The organism is Pseudomonas onubensis, assembly GCF_965653655.1.
Lineage (GTDB): Bacteria > Pseudomonadota > Gammaproteobacteria > Pseudomonadales > Pseudomonadaceae > Aquipseudomonas.
This window is the reverse complement of the sequence record NZ_CBFHAZ010000008.1, coordinates 36687-54439: the sequence shown is the minus strand read 5'-3', so window position 1 is coordinate 54439 and position 17753 is coordinate 36687. Positions and strand designations below refer to the sequence as shown.

Here is a 17753-nt window from a genome sequence, read left to right as displayed (position 1 = left end):
GTGAGACCCAAAGGGGAGGCGGGCCCAAAAATAGAACCAAAAATAAAGCCAGAAAATAAAACCCGCGCCTCAAAAGGCGCGGGCAAGTCGAGCTTAAGCCTGGGTGGCGTATTTGGCCAGGCGGGTATCGCTTTTCAGTACAGCCAGGGTGTTGTTGTGCACGTCGTCGGCGGTCACGTCAGCTTTGCTGAAGATCTGCTGGAAGTGCTCGTGGGTCACGGCCGCGAAGTGCTCGCGATCTTCCGGTGCAACGCCCAGTACCACCGCGTAGGTGGTCAGCGCTTCGCCGTTGCCTTTGGCCATGTCTTCGGACAGCTCGTTCATCATGCCATTCATGGCAATCCAGGACTTGCCGCCGTAGGTCAGGGCGCTGTTGGTGCTGCAGCCGTTGGTGCCCGAGGTCATGCCGAAGGTGGCGTTACCCGAGGTGCCGTTGGTGGTGGAAGCGAGGAAGTGAGCTGGAGTACCGCGCTGGCCTTCGAACAACATGTTGCCCCAACCGCAGTTCGGGCCACCTGGTGATTCAGCCATTGCATTGAGGGAGACAACGGTGAAGAGAGTACCAAGAAGGATCCGTTTCATAGCTTTGTTCTCTTTGTGTGCAAACCAATGGACAAGGGTTCAGGCGCGTCGCAGCGCCCTAGGGGCCAGTTATTAGTCCAACCCGCGCAGTTTGGAGTTTAGGCACGTTCCCAGGGTTCCGTTATTTTTTATAAAACAATCGGTGTGGTTGTCGAGCGTGGCAGCGATTTTTTTGTAAGACGCATCCCGTGTCTATGCTTTCCCACAGGCTCGCCTTGCCAGAGCGCGCAAGCGAGAGCCAGAATGCCGTCATCTGCCCCGCCTGATGTAAGGAAGCCCGATGCCTGATCCTGTTGCTGCCAGCTTGCGTCTAGCGCCCGAAGCGCTGACTCGCCCTTTCTCCGCTGAACAGTTCAGCTTCTCGACCACCAATGATTTGGAGCCCTTTCGCGGTGTGCTTGGCCAGGAACGCGCAGTAGAAGCGTTGCAGTTCGGTGTGGCGATGCCACGCCCCGGTTACAACGTGTTTGTCATGGGCGAGCCCGGTACCGGCCGCTTTTCGTTCGTCAAACGCTACCTGAAGGCCGAAGGCAAGCGCCTGCAGACCCCGTCGGACTGGGTCTACGTCAACAATTTTGATGAGCCGCGCGAACCGCGTGCGCTGGAATTACCCGGCGGCGCTGCGGCGGCGTTCATTGCCGATATCAACGGCTTGGTCGACAACCTTGTCGCCACGTTCCCGGCCGTGTTCGAGCACCCCACCTATCAACAGCGCAAAAGCGCCATCGACCGCGCTTTCAACCAGCGTTACGACAAAGCCTTGGACGTGATCGAGCGTCTGGCACTGGAAAAAGACGTGGCGCTGTACCGCGACAGCTCCAACGTCGCCTTCACGCCGATGCTCGACGGCAAGGCGCTGGACGAAGCCGAGTTCTCGCAACTGCCGGAAGTCGATCGCGAGCGCTTCCACACGGATATTTCCGAGCTGGAAGAGCGCCTCAACGAAGAACTGGCCAGCCTGCCGCAGTGGAAGCGTGAGTCCAACAACCAACTGCGCCAATTCAACGAAGAAACCATCACCCTGGCCCTGCAACCTTTGCTGGCGCCTTTGTCGGAGAAGTACGCAGAGAACGCAGCCGTTTGCGGTTACCTGCAAGCCATGCAGGTGTACCTGCTCAAAACCGTGGTCGAGCAACTGGTGGATGACGCCAAGACCGACGCCCAGGCGCGCAAGCTGCTCGAAGAGCAATACTGCCCAAGCCTGGTGGCGGGCCACCCGGTCAACGGTGGCGCGCCGGTGGTGTTTGAACCGCACCCGACCTACGACAACCTGTTCGGCCGTATCGAATACAGCACCGACCAAGGCGCGCTCTACACCACCTATCGCCAGTTGCGTCCGGGCGCGTTGCACCGTGCCAATGGCGGTTTCCTGATCCTGGAAGCCGAAAAAATGCTCAGCGAGCCGTTTGTGTGGGACGCGCTCAAGCGCTCCTTGCAGTCGCGCAAGCTGAAGATGGAATCGCCGCTGGGCGAGCTGGGCCGTTTGGCCACCGTGACCCTCAACCCGCAGATGATCCCGTTGCAGGTCAAGGTCATCATCATTGGCTCGCGCCAGCTGTACTACGCGTTGCAGGACGCCGACCCGGACTTCCAGGAGATGTTCCGCGTGCTGGTGGACTTCGACGAAGACATCCCGATGGTCGACGAGAGCCTGGAACAGTTCGCCCAGTTGCTCAAAACCCGCACGTCGGAAGAAGGCATGGCGCCGCTGACCTCGGACGCAGTGGCGCGGTTGGCCACTTACAGCGCTCGGTTGGCAGAGCATCAGGGCCGTTTGTCGGCGCGCATTGGCGACTTGTTCCAACTGGTCAGCGAGGCGGACTTTATCCGCCACCTGGCGGGCGACGAGATGACGGATGCCGGCCATATCGAACGGGCGCTCAAGGCCAAGGCCACGCGCACCGGGCGGGTATCGGCGCGGATTCTCGACGACATGCTTGCCGGGGTCATCCTGATCGACACCGCCGGTGCGGCGGTGGGCAAGTGCAACGGGCTGACGGTGCTGGAAGTCGGCGATTCGGCCTTCGGCGTACCGGCGCGGATTTCCGCCACGGTGTACCCGGGCGGCAGCGGTATTGTCGACATCGAGCGCGAAGTTAACCTCGGCCAGCCGATCCACTCCAAGGGCGTGATGATCCTCACCGGTTACCTGGGCAGTCGTTATGCCCAGGAATTCCCGCTGGCGATCTCGGCCAGTATCGCGTTGGAGCAGTCCTACGGTTACGTGGACGGCGACAGTGCGTCTCTGGGCGAGGCGTGCACCTTGATTTCGGCCTTGTCGAAAACGCCGCTCAAGCAGTGCTTTGCCATCACCGGCTCAATCAACCAGTTCGGTGAAGTGCAGGCGGTGGGTGGGGTCAACGAGAAGATCGAAGGCTTCTTCCGCCTCTGTGAAGCACGCGGCTTGACCGGCGAGCAGGGCGCGATCATTCCGCAGGCCAACGTGGCCACGCTGATGCTCGATGAGAAGGTGCTGCAAGCCGTGCGCGACGGGCAGTTCCATATCTATGCCGTGCGCCAGGCCGACGAGGCGCTGAGCCTGTTGGTGGGCGAGCCTGCCGGTGAACCGGACGAAGAAGGGCAATTCCCCGAAGGCACGGTGAATGCGCGCGTGGTTGAGCGGTTGCGTGCGATTGCCGAGATGATCAGTGAGGATGATTTGAAGGAGGCGGAGAAGGAGCTGGCGCAGCAGGCGTTGGCCGAAGCCAAGCCAACCTGATCTTTCGTCGCAGTGCAGTCAATGTGGGAATGGGCTTGCTCGCGAAGGCGGTGTGTCAGTCAGTGTCAATGTGTCTGACCGACCGCATTCGCGAGCAAGTCGAGTCGTCGCACCGCCGCTCCCACATTGGATCAGCGGTGTATCTACAATATCGGTAAATTCGCCACTAAATTGACTCCATTCTCAGGGACCAACGCCCGTTGGTCCCTACGACCTTGGTTTGTACTGGTTTTCTTCTATTCTGACTTTTAGGGATATCCACAGGAGTCGCAGGACAGAGACAGCCTCGCCGCGTGATTGAGGTTGAACACCGATCTACCGAGGGTCGCCGCCATGCCGCGCAACCTTTGCCTTACCCGCCAATGCCTGGGCCTGGTCACCCGTATCGAATGCTCCATTCGCCCTCTCGCGGGGGATAACGGGATGTGGACGTTGTTGTTTGCTGCCGGCATGACCGGCGAGCAGCCGTCCACCGTCAAGTCCCAAGGCCCGTTTCATGGGCCTTTTGTGGCAGAAACCATTCTGGGCTCCATCGTCGATAGCCTGACGTTGCATGGCTACGCGCTGGCCGATGACCCGCAGATCTGGTGCCTGCACCTGCAGGCCCATCTGCGACAACTCAACGGCGGGCGAGAGCGATTGGCGCTGTGATGATCGTTCCCACGCTCTGCGTGGGAATGCCGCCCCGGACGCTCCGCGTCCCGCTGTCGGCGCATGTTCAAGCCGTGCACGGGTGACGCGGAGCGTCAGGGGATGCATTCCCACGCGGAGCGTGGGAACGATCGATCGATACCCGCCACTGATCGTTCCCACGCTCTGCGTGGGAATACCGCCCCGGACGCTCCGCGTCCCGCAGTCGGCGCATGTTCAAGCCGTGCACGGGTGACGCGGAGCGTCACGGGATGCATTCCCACGCGGAGCGTGGGAACGATCGATACCCACCACTGATCGTTCCCACGCTCTGCGTGGGAATGCCGCCCCGGACGCTCCGCGTCCCGCTGTCAGCGCATGGTCAAGCCGTGTGCAGGTGACGCGGAGCGTCAGGGGATGCATTCCCACGCGGAGCGTGGGAACGATCGTTTACCCACCGCTAAGGGTTACTTGCCCTCGGGCTTATCCAACTTGACCTCAAAACCGTATTGCACGGTGTCCAGGTCGGTGCGCTGGTAGCTTTCCAGACTGCTCGGCTGGCCGTAGAAGTAATGCACGTCAAACAGTGCCGTGCCGTACTCCTCGGCGCGGTGGCTCACGCCGAGGATTTCCTTGAGGTACTTGCCTGTGGCGTCCTTGGCGTAGAAGCGCCAGCTGTCGGCCGGGAATTCCTTTTGGTCGACGATCAGCGCGTTGTCCTTGAGCGACAGGCCTTTAGGCAGCTTGCTCGCATCCAGGGTTTTTTTCTCGATGGTGGCCAAAAACAGCGGCACCGAGCCCACCACGAAGGCCGGGGTTTCCGGGAACAGGTTGAGGTCGTAGGTGAGCGTGCCGCTGCCGGCGTTCAACTCGAAAGCCTCGGTGGGCAGTTCGATCGGCTCGCCGCGCTCGCCTTTTTCATCCGCCGTGAAGAAGGTGATGGGCGCGTCGCTGTTGTTGCGATCAGCACCAACCAGGTCGTCATTGAACGTGAACGGGTGGTCAAACACGATTTTCGCTGCGCTGGCGTCTTCGGTCGACTGGGTGATGGTCACGCTTTTTTTCAGCTGGTCCTCGGTCATGCCGGCGTCTTTAAGCCAACTGGCGGCGCTGTCGTCGTACACGGTGACCGGCATCGGCAGCGCTTGCACGCTGCTTTGCAGGCTGTTCTTGTCGAAGCGCTGCACCGGCAGGTCCAGGTCTTTGCGGGTGAGGGTGGCGGTGGAGAAGTCCAGGACATCGACCTGCAGCGTATCGATCAGGCCATTGAAATACACCTTGGCATAGTGGCTGCTCTGTTTGTGCTCGAAGGCTTTTTGTTCGTCGGTGAGTTGTTTTTCAAAGGCATCCGACCAGGCCTTCTGCTTTTGCATCTCGGCCAGTTGTTTCTCGTAGAACGCCACTTGCGCGGCATTTTCGTTGATCGAACCCGAGCGGGTCAGGTACTGCCCGGTGCTGTCGCGGGCCTGCACCAGCAAGGGGTTGGGCGATTCATCGCCGACTTCCGGCGCCAGCGGTTCGCTGTTGGTCAGCTCAATCTCGGCGTAGTTCTTCTCCAGCAACAGCAGGTTGAGGGTGATATTGCCTTCGGTGCGCTTGTGGCCCACGTCTTTTTTCGACAGGTCGAAGGTCAGCACCTTGCCCGGCGCGACCACCTCAACCGAGCCTTTGAGGCTGACGGGCTGCGGCTGGCTCTTGTTGTCGGTCTCGACGCCTTCGATAAACGGGTAGGTGACGGTCAGGTCATCGGGGTTGGTCAGGTTGGAGCTGCTGGGGCTCAACTGGATACCCGGGTCGGTTTCCGACCATTCCGGCTGGAAAGGGATGACTTTATTGTTGCTCAAGGTCACCGACTGCCATTCCAGGCCGTGGGGGAAGGGGAATTGGTCGGGGCTGTTGAAGCTGAACGGGAATACCGGCTGCAAATCGGTCAGGTAGTCGGAGTGCGAGGCTTTGCGCAGCACGAACAGGCCATCGATATAGGTGTCGACCAAGGCCTGGGGCGTGGGGTAGTGCGTGAGCAGGGCCAGGGTGTCTTCGCCGTATTCGGCTTCGATGGGCTTGTTGGCGAGCTTGACCCGCGCGCGTTCCAGCAACAGCAGGGAGCCGCCGAGGTCGGCGATGGCGTCTCTGAGTTTGGGGTCTTGAATGCTGTCCAGCGATTGTTCGAACTTTGCGGTTTTCTCTTCGAGGGTGGCCTGCTTCTGCTCTTCTTTTGGGGAGCAGCCGCCAGCCATCAGCAACACCGCACACAGGCCAAGGGTGGCCAAAGGGGATCGCACATCCGTCATCTGAATCTTCCTGTCCGACATCATCGAGCCGAGTGAGAGGCTCGACACTAGCAGAAAAATTCTCTTACAGATGCCGTACAGATCAGTTTTCTCGTGGTTCCAGCTGTTTGGAGGCGGCTGGTATACTCGCGGCCATTTTTAGCCTGGCTGTGTGAGATCTGATGGAACGCTTTATCGAAAATACGATGTACGCCTCGCGCTGGCTGCTGGCGCCGATTTACCTGGGGCTTTCGTTGGGGCTGCTGATCCTGGCGCTGAAGTTCTTCCAGGAAATCATCCACGTTCTGCCCAACATCTTCACCATGCTGGAATCGGAAGTGATCCTGTTGCTGCTGTCGTTGATCGACATGGCCCTGGTCGGCGGCTTGCTGGTGATGGTGATGATTTCCGGCTACGAGAACTTCGTCTCGCAGCTGGAAATCGATGAAGACAAGGAAAAGCTCAACTGGCTGGGCACTATGGACTCTTCGTCGCTGAAGATGAAAGTGGCAGCCTCCATCGTGGCGATTTCCTCCATCCACCTGCTGCGGATTTTCATGGACGCCAAGAACGTCGATCCGCAGCATTTGATGTGGTATGTGATCATCCACATGACGTTCGTGATCTCCGCGTTCGCCATGGGTTATCTGGACAAGCTCACCAAGCACTGATACCCAGCGCCGGCCTTACTGCTCGACGAAGTAGTAAGGCTGGCGGTTGATCGACATCTCTTTGATGATCGTGACTTTCTCGCTCAGTTGCTCAGTGCGGTCCAGCAGCGCCACGTTGCCAGGTTTTGCCGTGAGGTAAGTGCGCAGTTCGGCTTCGGTTTGCAGGATCGGCAAGTAGGCTTGCAGGTAGAACACGCTGGCCCCGGCGATACGCTCGTTGGGCTGGAACAGCACCACGTCTTTGCCTTGTGCCTGGTAGGCCTGAACCTGGCTGATCACCGGCACAAACGACTGGCGCACGTCGGCTTTCGGAGCAAACCAGAAGGCAGCCGTCAGGTAGCAGGCAATCGCCAAGGTGAAAACGCCGCCGATCACCTTGCGGTGGTAGCGGTAAATCGCCGGTTTATTGGCTTTAAGCCACTCCAGTAACACGCCGGCATATTCGGCTGCCAGTACGGCGGCAGCGGGCGTGAGTGCCATCAGGTAAACCACACGCTTGCTCGACGCCAGGGTCAGCAGCGTGAACTGCGCCACCAGCCATACGCTGAAAAACAGGCGGTAACGGTTACGCACCAGACTTTTGCGAAAGTGCCACAGGCCCAGGTACACCAGGATGTTCCACGGCAGGAACGCCTCCGGCAGCTTGGCGATGTAGTAATAGAACGGTTCGTAATGCCCGGCCTCAACGAAGGAACCGCTGAAGCGCCCGACGCTGTTGGTCCACAGCACTTCCGCCACCGACTGCATACCACCGCGCTGGAACAGGAAGCCCAGCCATATCACCAGTGGCACCAGCGCCAGCAACGTGAACAGCGCCGGCTTGAGCCAGTCGCCAAGGTGCAGGCGTTTATCCATCAGGCTGGTGCTGAGCAAGTACACAAAAATCACAATGCCCGGCATCGCCAGGCCGAGCACGCCTTTGCTCAGCGTGGCGATGACCATGCCGACGGTAAACATCGCCCAGGCCCAAACACTTGAGCCTTCGCGATCAGTGCGCACGGCCTGGTAGAAACCCAGCAGCGCGGTGGTCACGCCGAGGCTGAGCAACGAGTCCTCACCCACGCCGCGTACATTGCCCCAGTAACTGGCCATGGTCGCCAGGATCAGCGCGGCGCAGAACGCCAGGGTTTGCGGCCGCCCGAACTTGCGCAGCATCGCGTAAAACAGCATCACGCTGAACAACCCGGCAAACGCCGACGCCAGGCGCACGGCCCAGGTGGTGCCACCAAACAGGCGAATGGCGCCAGCGTCCAGCCACAGGCTCAGGGGTGGTTTTTCCAGAAAGGGTTCGCGAAACAGGCGCGGGATCACCCAGTCATTGTCCAGGTGCATGGCCATGGCGATCCCGGCGACGCGGGCTTCGGTGGAGCCTTGCAGCTCATGGCCGCCCAGGGCGAAAAAGAACAACAGACCAGCGAGAAGAAGGAGCAGCAGAGGAGCGGGACGCATCATGGTTCTGGCTACCGAAGCAGGGGACCGCTCGGGGGAACGGCCATGTTAATCGGTCAGTATATGTATCCGTTTCTTAACATTTCGTGAACGAGTGTGGGGTTTTTGTAAGGCGCGTTCAGCCGCGTATTCAGGGCAGTTTCAAGCGCGGCAATGCCGCTTTGCCTGACGCGGTGAGTACCGGCTCCAATTGCGCCCAGGTAAAGCTCAACTCATTGTCGCAACCGTCGCCGGTGGCGCGTGTGGACAGTTGCAGGCCTTGGGTGTTGAAGCTCAGGTCGAAGCTGTCGTAGTCGGTGATTGCCGGGCAGCCTTCGTCGATGGTGGTTTGTTTGGCCAGCCAGGTGCTGAACCTGGCTGGCAACTTCACGTGCGCGGAGTAGACGTCATACCATTGTTGTTGGCCGCCGAGCCAGGTCCACGGGTCGACAGGTTCGCCGGTTTGCAGGTTCCAGGAATGCAGCCCCCAACTGATGCCCCGCGCGCCAGTGCCCGCCGCCCAGCGATAGAACTTCACGGTGATGAATTGCGTCGACCAATAGGTTGGCTCAACGTCGATTTCGCTGGTGTAGCCCGAGCCGTTGCGCCCGAGGTACTCACGGCGCTCCTGAAAGTAGTCCGCCTGCGCCTCATCGCTGACAGCCAGGGCAGCGAGTTGCTGGTTGATCTTCTGAGTCGCCGGGCTGTCGCCCTCAAGCTTGATCGTGACCTGCGCGCCTTGGGCCTTGAGCAGATACGCGTGGTTTTCGAAGCTTTTCTTCTCGGTCTTCACCGGCAGCGGCGCTGCTTCCATGGGCGCGTTGTAGGCATCGCTGCCGCAGCCGTCGGTGCTGATGCGTTTCAAGGCCAGTGGCAGCGAATTGGCGTCTTTGGTTTTACTCCAGGCACCGGCGAGCGTATCGCCCTGGGGTTTGTCCAGCGTCCACAACCCGGTATTGCCAGCTTCCACCCACGGCGCGCTGTTGTGGGCCTGGGTCAGTTGGATCGGCGTGAGAATGCGCTGGTAGTAGTAACTGCCCTGCTCGCCGTCGGCGCCGTTGAAACAGGCGGTAATGGCGGATTTGCCCAGCGTGCCCTGCCACACGCCCGCGAGGTCGGCGGCGTTGGCGAGTAAGGGCGTGAAGGCGAGGGCGATGACAGCGAGGGGCTTGAGCACGGGTATCTGACTTCCGGTTGTCTGATAAAGGCCGTCAGGGTAATGGGAATGAGGCGCCTACGAAACCTGAGGCGATTCAGACGGCTTCTTTTTGGATAAGGAAACTCTCGATTTTTATATCCTTAGTCATTAAGAATATTGGTGCCTGGCAGGTTGGCAGGGTACTAATCGCCACATTGCCCCTTGGCAGTTCGGGCGATCTATCGCTGCCTAACCAAGGCCTGTAACCAATGGAAAGCCCGAGCATCGAATACACCGACAAACAGCGCTGGTTGGCCCTCACCAAGATCAACACCCTCTCGGCACTCTCGCAGATCGTGCAGATCGGCACCGTCACGCCACTGCTTTCGCTGTCGCTGGAACAGCAAGGCGTGGAGCCGGCCAAGATCGGCGTGATCGTCAGCGCCTCCTGGCTGGCGATCCTGCTGCTGTACAAATGGGTACCGCGTTTGCTCGCCCACCTGGGGCTGGTCAAAACCAACATCCTTAGTGCGCTGCTAACCATCGGCGCGCTGATCGGCATGACCCTGACCCACCACCTGGGGCTGATTTTTGCGCTGAATTTTGTCCTCGGCATCGGCCTGATCCTGCGTTGGATCGCCTGCGACACCTGGATCGTCGCCGTCGCCTCCAAAGACCAACGCGGCCGCGCGATCGGCGTACACGAAACCCTCATGGGCCTGGGCATCGCCGTCGGCCCGCTGCTGCTGGTGGCCTTCGGCGTCGGCAGCGCCGCGCCTTACTACGCCTGCGCCGCCATCGTCCTGCTCTCCGGCCTACTGGCACTCACCCTCAAACCCTACGACACCCAACCACAAACCCCAGCAGAAAAACGCCACGGCAAATTATTCAGCCTCATCCCCACCGCACTCTGCGGCGCATTTATCGCCGGCTTCGCCGAAACCTCATCCGTATCATTCCTGGCCGGCTACAGCCTCTCGGCCGGCTATCTGCTCACCGCCGCAACCCTGCTGATCTCAGTCTTCGGCATCGGCGGCACCCTGCTGCAACTGCCCATCGGCTGGATGGCCGACCGCAGCTCCTACAGAATCGGTCAATTGGTTTGCGGGTTGGTCTTGCTGCTGGGCACATTCGCCATCCCGTTCAGCCAGCCGCTTCCCTGGTTGGCGACGGTTATCGTGTTTCTGTGGGGTGGGGCGATTGGCGGCATGAACACTTTGGCAGTGATCGAGGCGGGGGATCGGGTGGGGGAGCATCAGGTGTCTACGGCGATGACGGCGATTGCGATGTTTTATACGTTGGGGAGTGTGTTGGGCCCGATTGCTACGGGGGTGGTGGTTTCTTATGTGAGTGGGGATGGGTTGATGATTGCGGTGGGGGTGGTGGGGGTGGTTTTTGTGGGGATGTTGGTGGTGCGTAGAGATACGGGGCGAGGGTGATTGGGGGGGATTTCAGGTACAAAAAAAACGTCTGTGGGCGTCTTTTTTTGTTGCGGTGGTGGGCGGGGTAATCTGTGGGCGTTGGGTTCAGACCGGGTTTACTTCGAGTGAACGAAGTTATGCTGAGGATTGAAGATTCTCAAGGCCGAGTTGCTGCGTAGCGACTCGGCCTTTTGATTTTTGCTACTGCGGGGACGATGACGTGTCGGTCGTGGGGTGAAGTACGGACAACACCCGCTCGATCAGTAACTCCCCCAGCACGATTAATTGCTGGCTACCCAATAGCTTCTGACGGTTTTCGCCTTCAAGTTCGAAAGCCAGGTCAGTAGTGATAGCGTTCAGCGAGGCCAGAGTTTCGCTGGCTTGAATCAGCAGGGTTTCGGAGTCGATGCCTTGAGCGACCGTGAAAAGGCTCGCCGGAGGATTTGGGGTGATTTTTTTCATGATGAAGCTCCCACACTGTTTAAGGAGCTGCCGCCCCCTGCTGTCAAACAGGATTGGGTGGCAGCTGTACGCGGGTTGACAGACCGGAAGTGTAGGAACCCGGCGCACCCGAAGATGCCCCACGCACAGCCGCCATGAACGAGACGGGATGCGTGAAGCATGCCGTTAAATCATGGGGTGTGAAAGGTTACACTTTTCGGCCTGTCAAAGCCGGTCGCTGATGAGCAGCGACGGGGGAACGTTAGCGTTGTAGTGGGGGTTGCGCCAGTTCACCAACGGCGCGACATCTTGAAGGAAAATTCCGAAGGCCCGCCGGCTGGGGTTTCCAGCCTCCAGAAACAACAAAACCCGCACTAGGCGGGTTTTGTCGATGCTTCGAATTGGTGGTCGCCGGCGTCAGTTGATACCCGCCCATCTATCTGGTGTGACATCATCTCCTGCTCCCAATTTGTAGTTGAAAGCAGGACGGAAGTATGGACCAAACGCTCTACAGTGCAGAACCCGTTGCCATCGTGCGCCTGCCAACTCAGGTCATTATTGCCGAGCCTTCGGCTATCAGAGCGCTGGACCCTAGCCTTCCTCCCGAGATTCAGCAACGTTTGCTAACCATGCAGTACCGTCACGTAACCCTTCAGGACGCAAAGGTCAGTGGGAACGCTTACTACGATGCGCAGCAACAAGATTGGATAATCCGGACCACGCGGCTTGAGCCCGCATTTAAGGGGCTAGTTTTCGAGGCGATGCTGGCGAGACTTTGTCGGGAGCAGCAGCCCTCTGTCGGAAAGCGAGCCTTTGCTTGGTGCACCAACCGATCTATCGGTCGCGTGACACAAAAAATGCTCGATGAGTACATCCCATTCATCACCGCCGACCGCAGACTTCAAGACCGCCCTTTGACCGCGACGTTCTACAACCCGGGTAGCCCGTTCGATCTTCAGTTTTATCGGATAAACGAAGCTGGCGCGGCCGAGCTCGCCCTACAAGCTGACACCGGCGCGCTCGCAGGAATACAAGCAAAAGCAATCCAGGGCAGTGAACGCACTGAAATAATCGATCCAGTGCTTTCTGGCCGTTATCCGCATGTCCTCACTATGTTGAACCATAAAACTGGTGAGCATAGCTATGAGGTCTGCCGACGGCTTCTTAGCGCGATGGTCAAGAAAAACGAGATTACTAGTGAACGAGCTATGAATGCACTGAATAGGATTACCTATCCCGCTGCTCTGGGAATCGATCAGGCATACATTGAAGACTACAGCGCGTTCATTAGCCTTTCCTATACCCAGAGAGTACAACCCGCTTCGGATTTGGTAGAGGCCATCGCTTTGGAAGTGAGCGAGAATCTCACAAGTTCGCCTGGTGGCATCCTCGTGCCTGCACAGAGAGATCTGATTTTGCCACCGACGCTTCAGTAATTCCTGTCTACGGAACCGAAGATGACTCACTAACGCGGCAAAATAGACTTGTCCCCCAGTTGAATAAGCTTGAAATCGACGTTAGAGGTTGCCTCTCTGTAAGTGGCCTCACTGTCATCAAACGAGGCTGCCACGATGCTTTGCAGCCCTTTCTCGGATGATAAAAGCTGAAAGAGTGCCTGTTGGCTTTTGGTAGCCATTGAGTGCTGCCCCGGCTCGTCCAGCAACAGGAAACCCAGGTGATTGCCATTGACGGTGTGGTGAGAGGAGGTTTGGTAAATGGAAAGCAGGTAACTCCAGATCAGACGAACAAAGTCGCTAGCGCTGGACTCCCTGGCAATGTTGCCCTGGCCTTTAGGACTGTCGTCGCTTCTTCCAATGTTTGAAGCTGTGGAGGAGTCGAGGGCTGCGGAATTAAATGGTTGTCTTTGACCATTGATCTCTCGGAGCTCAATCTTAGCTAGGTACGGGAGGAGATTCTCTCTGTTGAACTCGATGTCCTCGATTGCCGCACTGTGATAGTCGAACGCGCTGATATTGGCGCGGAACATTCTTTCGAAAAGTGAGTACTTAGCTAGGTCAGCGGGCGAGTAATGATCGCTCGGCATCGTGCCCCGGCCTTTTTGATTATCGAGGAAGCGTTGTGATAGCGAGCCGAAAGCATCGAGTGCCCGGTCCGAGTTTTCCTCAAACTTAGTAAGCCCTTCGAGCTCCATCTCGATTTGCACTTGCAGCCTGATGCCAGATTTGGAGACAGACGAGTTGGAGTTCAGGTCAGATCGTAGTGCCCTAAGCGCAGACTTTGAAGCCGACAGTGTTCTTGCCAGTTGATCCTTCAGCGCTTCCGACTCTTTGATAGACTGTTCAATTCCAGCATTTTCTCTTTCGAGCATTCGCAGTTGGGCAGACAAGTAGTCTATATTGGTATCGATATCCATGTGTGGTGTACTCTCATGCAGGTCTACGAGAGAGTTACCAATAGATTGATGGCAGGCTGGACAAGAGTTACTTGCAGTTGACAGGCTGAGCGATGCACCGAATTTGATCAGCTTCTGTGCTGCGTGGTTTTTTGTCAGTTCATCTTTCGCCTGTCGAGTATTGAGTCTGTTGCTATTTAGATTGACGCGTAATAAGGCGAGGTCACCCAGGCAGGTCTCATAAGCAACTGTAAAGCGCTCAAGTTCATTGGTGTGCTTTTCAATTGCTTGAGTTATTTCTTGTGTTGGTGTTTCACCCTGGCTAGCGAGTTTGATACCAATAATTTGGTGTTCATTAATCTTGCGTTGCCTATACTCCAAGATACTCTCTGTCACGCCTTCAGAGATTTTGTGGAAGTTGACTAGTTCTGCATTGAAGTCCGCTACTGGTGTTTTCGAGATGTTGGAAAACTTGAAGCCATGCTTGAGGGTTTCACTCAAAAGTGTTCGGTAAGTAATTTGCCATTCATCATAAATCTGCTTGGATTCTTGATCCAATATGTCGCGTTTGGCATCTGTTTCGAAAACATCGGTGCCAACCAAGAAATCGACGATCTTAATGCGTGCATCTCGCACACCGAAATATGGAAGATTTGCAATGTAGTCAGTCCATCCCCGTTTCTGCTCAATCACCATCGCGGCGAAGATATACTGTAAATAAAGCTTTGCTGGTTTGTTGTTTGTCCGCGGTACAAGGGGAAGCTGCAAGCCGAGAAACTGCTCAAAATATCTAAAAAAACCCTCTTCGATCTGAGCGCTGTTTGCGTCATGGATGAACTTGTACAGGGTGGGGGCCGTTTCACCCTTGGTAAGCCCTGAGCACTCCTGGATACGTACAAGCTTCGTACTGAGACCGTTTTCTCTAACGCTGCGTCTTGCGGTGATGGTCTTGCCGTTGCTCTCGATTTCGATTGTAACTCTGGATGTCTGGATTTGATGCTTAAGTCCTTCGTGCTCCAGATAGTCCTTCAAGGCATAGGTCAGTGCATTCTCATTTTGCGCACCCAGTAACTCTTCCATGCCTATTGCATACATGATCGCGTGCACGATTGTACTTTTACCGGCTGAATTTCGGCCGCGGATGATATTCAAGTTGCGATTGAATTCGGTAAAGAATCCAAACGGACCACTATCCGTCTGAATTTCGATATGGATTGCTTTGATGTACATCATTATTCCCATCCCTTGGACACGGTATTCACCATATCTTCCGTAATTTTTTTTCCGATCAACTTCAATGCCGCCTTCTCTTCGCTGAGTACGGAGTCATCAGCTAGTATCAGTTCCACATAAGATCTGCCGGAGGCAGTTAGCTCAAATCCTGTTGTGGTGGGCGTTATCAATGATTCACTGAATGCAAGATTAAGTGCAATTGCCATTGCAGGATCAAAACCCCAGATCGGGAGTTGCAATTGACCTTGCTGGGCGCCAATTGTTAGTGACCGGATACGCTCGGGCGTCTTGAGTGCCCAATTCAGCAGGTGGATTTTTGGAAGGCTTGATCTACCGCCACGTCCGGACAAATGTAATATCAGAAGCGCCTGGGAAATTTTGTAGAGAGGGCGAAGCTCCGAGAGCACCGGAATCGGCCGCCTTATAAATTTGAGCTGAGCCATTATTTACTCGTTGAAGTCCAGTTCGCAGATCGCAAGCCATCGCGCGACAGTCCTACGCACCACATCACTTGCCATGGACTTGTCTATGTTGAGATGGCGATCAGTGGTCAGGTATTCCATCAGCCTGTCCCTTACCAGTGTTGTGAGTTCCTCGGGTGTTGCGTCAGACGTAAGTCCCCATTCCAAGACGTCTTGCTCAAAGGTATTCACTATTCGGGCCACGTTTACATACGTTTGGGGCGAGCGGTCATACAGCGACTGAAAATATGTATCGTGATCAAGAAAATTATTAGTTGTCAGTTTGATCAAGTTTTCAATTTTTTGAGCGGGTCTTCCTGGCATTCGTAAGCGACATTTCCTTTCCAAATTCTCGTCATAGGGTTCAGGGGAAATGCTCACTCTTGGCAACGATTCTGTCGGCGAGCCCAAGCATGGGGGTAGGCCTTCTGACGTGCGCAGCAGATTGAATTCTTTTATGTAGAACTCATGATCATGGAGCAATATCGTGAAATCTTCATCGAGGTGCGGAAGGCTCCAGCCCCTGACCTCAGTCTGTTTAATCTGGGTATAGGAGTGCAGCTTGTTTCTGCTGATTTCGGGAGTGACAAAACACCAATTTTTGATCTTTGTGCCGCCCAGAATCTTTTGTAGATCATCAGAGTAATCTCTGAGCTTCTTCAGATCGTCGTTGATCTTTGTACGCTGTTTCTCATAAAGCTCGTCTTGATGATAAAGCCTTTCTGGGCAATAACACTGGAACGCATATCCGGTGTGTTTTGTGTATCCCTCGATCCCAAAATCACCAGGCGAGGCGGGTATATGCTGATATCCGTCGCCGCCATGCTTGAGTTTAAATGCAAGCTGACACTGCGCTTCCCAAGTCGTACCTGTGAATTTGCCAACGGGTGTCGTGATCACTGCATGCCTGCCTTGTGAATACTCATCGGGAGGCGATGCTCATCGTATCCTTCCGAAATCTATAGGTGCCGGTTGGGCGTTATCTGTTCCTTCGCGTGGCCCTGCGACCTCGGATACTCCAGAAGCTATCAAAACGCTATCAGCCGGTCTAGCAGGAACCGGTAATTTGGATTCGATATATACATAGGCTGTTTATCTGTACAGCATGAGTCGACCCGATTTTGTAGGTAATGCATCCAGGTAGCGAGAGATCGGGGTATGGACCAAGCGCCATATTGATACGGCTTCTGGTCAAGGGCTCGCGGTAATTGAAATTCCACATCATTGAGCCGCTCGCGCGAACTCGAAGCTGTAAGCCATCTCCGTCGCTGAGGACGAAATCTTTACCAGTTGCCTTGACCGCCTTGAGCTGGCGATCGGAGAGGCGGGTTGCGTTAGTAGGCATGGGGCTACCTCCAGCACCGTTTTGGTATCCTGAAAATAGCATTTGGTAGTCCGGGATACCACCTGGGATACCAAAGCAGCTGGAACTCAGAAAACCTCCAAAGCTCCCGTAAGCGCTGAAATCCCCGTATTCACTGGATTTCAGGCACAAAAAAAGACGTCCGTGGACGTCTTTAGATGTTGAATTGGTGGAGCCGGGGGGATTTGAACCCCCGTCCGCCAGTACTCCGCTGTCGGTACTACATGCGTAGCCGTTTCTATTAAGTTAACCCTCAGCGACCCGAAGGGCAGGGTGCTTTGGGCGAGTTGTGTAAGTTTTAGCCGCTTCGTCCACAACGTACTGCACGGCGATTCTGTTCTATATGACAATCACTTTGGGTTTACAGACATCCCCTGGTGATTGCTGGACCCGAAGGTACCAGAAGCTCAGGGCTAAGGCTGCTTACGCAGCGAGAGCGAATTCCTGGCCGTAGTTTTCGTCATTGGCAACTATAAGAAGTTGCAACAGTGGATTTACGAGTTCTGTTACCAACTCGGCATGCACCTAAAGTTTCGCGACCGGCGTCGAATCCTAAACGGCCCCGTGCTTGTAACTCGTTGTTTCTTAGTGAGTGACAAGCCTGTGCAGTGTACGCCAAACCGTCACGGAAGGCCAACCCGAAGGTTGGCCCTGCGTATCAGCAGCGCTTATTGGCCACCTTTCTCGCTGTTCTGCAGGTCTTGAATGGCCTTGGAGGTGATTTCGATGCATTTTTTGTCATCGCCAGCGGCGTGCGCCGCCTTGGCCTGGGACACGGCGGTGTCTATTTCGCCCTTTTTACCACTGGTGTCGGTGGCGAGCAGGGCTTGGCCGTTGTTGATTTTGTCCAGGTTGATTTTGCACAGGTCCGGGTCACCGGCAGCAAAAACAGGCGAGGCCAACATCGCGGCGGTGATGAACAAGCCAGCAAGAGCAGTACGCTTCATGGGGTATCTCCTTGAGCAAATAAGGCTCGATGCTGCGCCAAGGCGGGGCAGCCAGCGAGGTCACGGGTGAGCCTCGTTCGCCGAGGCCTATTCAAA

General features: G+C 56.4%; 14 protein-coding genes, 1 other RNA gene and 1 pseudogene. 5 read left to right on the top strand and 11 right to left on the bottom strand.

Going from position 1 to position 17753, the window contains the following annotated elements; genetic code table 11:
• Window positions 1-93 precede the first annotated feature (93 nt).
• Window positions 94-582, bottom strand: a complete 489-nt coding sequence (locus ACTD9P_RS04630; protein WP_017139294.1) for a DUF3015 domain-containing protein — start codon at window positions 580-582, stop codon at window positions 94-96.
• Window positions 583-862: 280 nt separating this feature from the next.
• Here ACTD9P_RS04630 and ACTD9P_RS04625 point away from each other — a divergent pair, with 280 nt between their 5' ends.
• Both ACTD9P_RS04625 and ACTD9P_RS04620 read left to right on the top strand, forming a co-directional pair.
• On the top strand, window positions 863-3301 hold the full coding sequence (locus ACTD9P_RS04625) for a Lon protease family protein (RefSeq protein WP_438866855.1): 2439 nt from the start codon (window positions 863-865) through the stop codon (window positions 3299-3301).
• Between the two features lie 333 nt (window positions 3302-3634).
• Entirely contained in the window at window positions 3635-3952 is a 318-nt protein-coding gene (locus tag ACTD9P_RS04620) for a PA4575 family protein (protein ID WP_219269342.1), read from the top strand.
• A 446-nt stretch (window positions 3953-4398) separates the two neighbouring features.
• On the opposite strand, the gene ACTD9P_RS04615 is transcribed toward ACTD9P_RS04620, so the two are convergent.
• Window positions 4399-6222, bottom strand: a complete 1824-nt coding sequence (locus tag ACTD9P_RS04615; protein WP_438866854.1) for a hypothetical protein — start codon at window positions 6220-6222, stop codon at window positions 4399-4401.
• A 161-nt stretch (window positions 6223-6383) separates the two neighbouring features.
• Between ACTD9P_RS04615 and ACTD9P_RS04610 the strand changes: the two genes are divergently transcribed.
• Window positions 6384-6872 (top strand): TIGR00645 family protein, encoded by a 489-nt coding sequence (locus tag ACTD9P_RS04610; protein ID WP_438866853.1) that lies wholly within the window; start codon window positions 6384-6386, stop codon window positions 6870-6872.
• Window positions 6873-6887: 15 nt separating this feature from the next.
• On the opposite strand, the gene ACTD9P_RS04605 is transcribed toward ACTD9P_RS04610, so the two are convergent.
• Window positions 6888-8324 (bottom strand): ArnT family glycosyltransferase, encoded by a 1437-nt coding sequence (locus tag ACTD9P_RS04605; protein WP_438866852.1) that lies wholly within the window; start codon window positions 8322-8324, stop codon window positions 6888-6890.
• A gap of 127 nt (window positions 8325-8451) precedes the next feature.
• The gene (locus ACTD9P_RS04600) at window positions 8452-9477 is read right to left on the bottom strand and encodes a hypothetical protein (RefSeq protein ID WP_438866851.1); all 1026 of its coding nucleotides are present in this window, start codon (window positions 9475-9477) and stop codon (window positions 8452-8454) included.
• A gap of 230 nt (window positions 9478-9707) precedes the next feature.
• Here ACTD9P_RS04600 and ACTD9P_RS04595 point away from each other — a divergent pair, with 230 nt between their 5' ends.
• On the top strand, window positions 9708-10877 hold the full coding sequence (locus ACTD9P_RS04595; RefSeq protein ID WP_438866850.1) for an MFS transporter: 1170 nt from the start codon (window positions 9708-9710) through the stop codon (window positions 10875-10877).
• A gap of 183 nt (window positions 10878-11060) precedes the next feature.
• Here ACTD9P_RS04595 and ACTD9P_RS04590 read toward each other — a convergent pair whose 3' ends face one another.
• Window positions 11061-11321, bottom strand: coding sequence for a DUF6124 family protein (locus ACTD9P_RS04590; RefSeq protein WP_438866849.1), 261 nt, complete (start codon window positions 11319-11321; stop codon window positions 11061-11063).
• Window positions 11322-11794: 473 nt separating this feature from the next.
• On the opposite strand from ACTD9P_RS04590, the gene ACTD9P_RS04585 reads away from it, so the two are divergent.
• Window positions 11795-12736 carry a hypothetical protein gene (locus ACTD9P_RS04585; RefSeq protein ID WP_438866848.1) on the top strand — a complete coding sequence of 314 codons (942 nt, stop codon included), beginning with the start codon at window positions 11795-11797 and terminating at the stop codon, window positions 12734-12736.
• Window positions 12737-12765: 29 nt separating this feature from the next.
• Here ACTD9P_RS04585 and ACTD9P_RS04580 read toward each other — a convergent pair whose 3' ends face one another.
• The 6 genes and pseudogenes from ACTD9P_RS04580 to ACTD9P_RS04555 all read right to left on the bottom strand — a co-directional run bounded on the left by ACTD9P_RS04580 (window position 12766) and on the right by ACTD9P_RS04555 (window position 17657).
• Window positions 12766-14886, bottom strand: coding sequence for an AAA family ATPase (locus ACTD9P_RS04580; RefSeq protein WP_438866847.1), 2121 nt, complete (start codon window positions 14884-14886; stop codon window positions 12766-12768).
• Complete coding sequence (locus ACTD9P_RS04575; RefSeq protein ID WP_438866846.1) at window positions 14886-15329, bottom strand: hypothetical protein; 444 nt, start codon at window positions 15327-15329, stop codon at window positions 14886-14888. Before ACTD9P_RS04575 ends, ACTD9P_RS04580 begins: the two co-directional genes overlap by 1 nt.
• Before the next feature lie 3 nt (window positions 15330-15332).
• Window positions 15333-16247 (bottom strand): hypothetical protein, encoded by a 915-nt coding sequence (locus tag ACTD9P_RS04570; protein ID WP_438866845.1) that lies wholly within the window; start codon window positions 16245-16247, stop codon window positions 15333-15335.
• A gap of 241 nt (window positions 16248-16488) precedes the next feature.
• A pseudogene (locus tag ACTD9P_RS04565) lies at window positions 16489-16692 on the bottom strand (integrase arm-type DNA-binding domain-containing protein); the annotation flags it as partial.
• A 185-nt stretch (window positions 16693-16877) separates the two neighbouring features.
• Window positions 16878-17274, bottom strand: a transfer-messenger RNA (tmRNA) gene (gene ssrA, locus ACTD9P_RS04560).
• Window positions 17275-17378: 104 nt separating this feature from the next.
• A complete protein-coding gene (locus ACTD9P_RS04555) occupies window positions 17379-17657 on the bottom strand; it encodes a PA2433 domain-containing protein (RefSeq protein ID WP_438866844.1) in 279 nt (92 codons plus the stop codon).
• Window positions 17658-17753 lie beyond the last annotated feature (96 nt).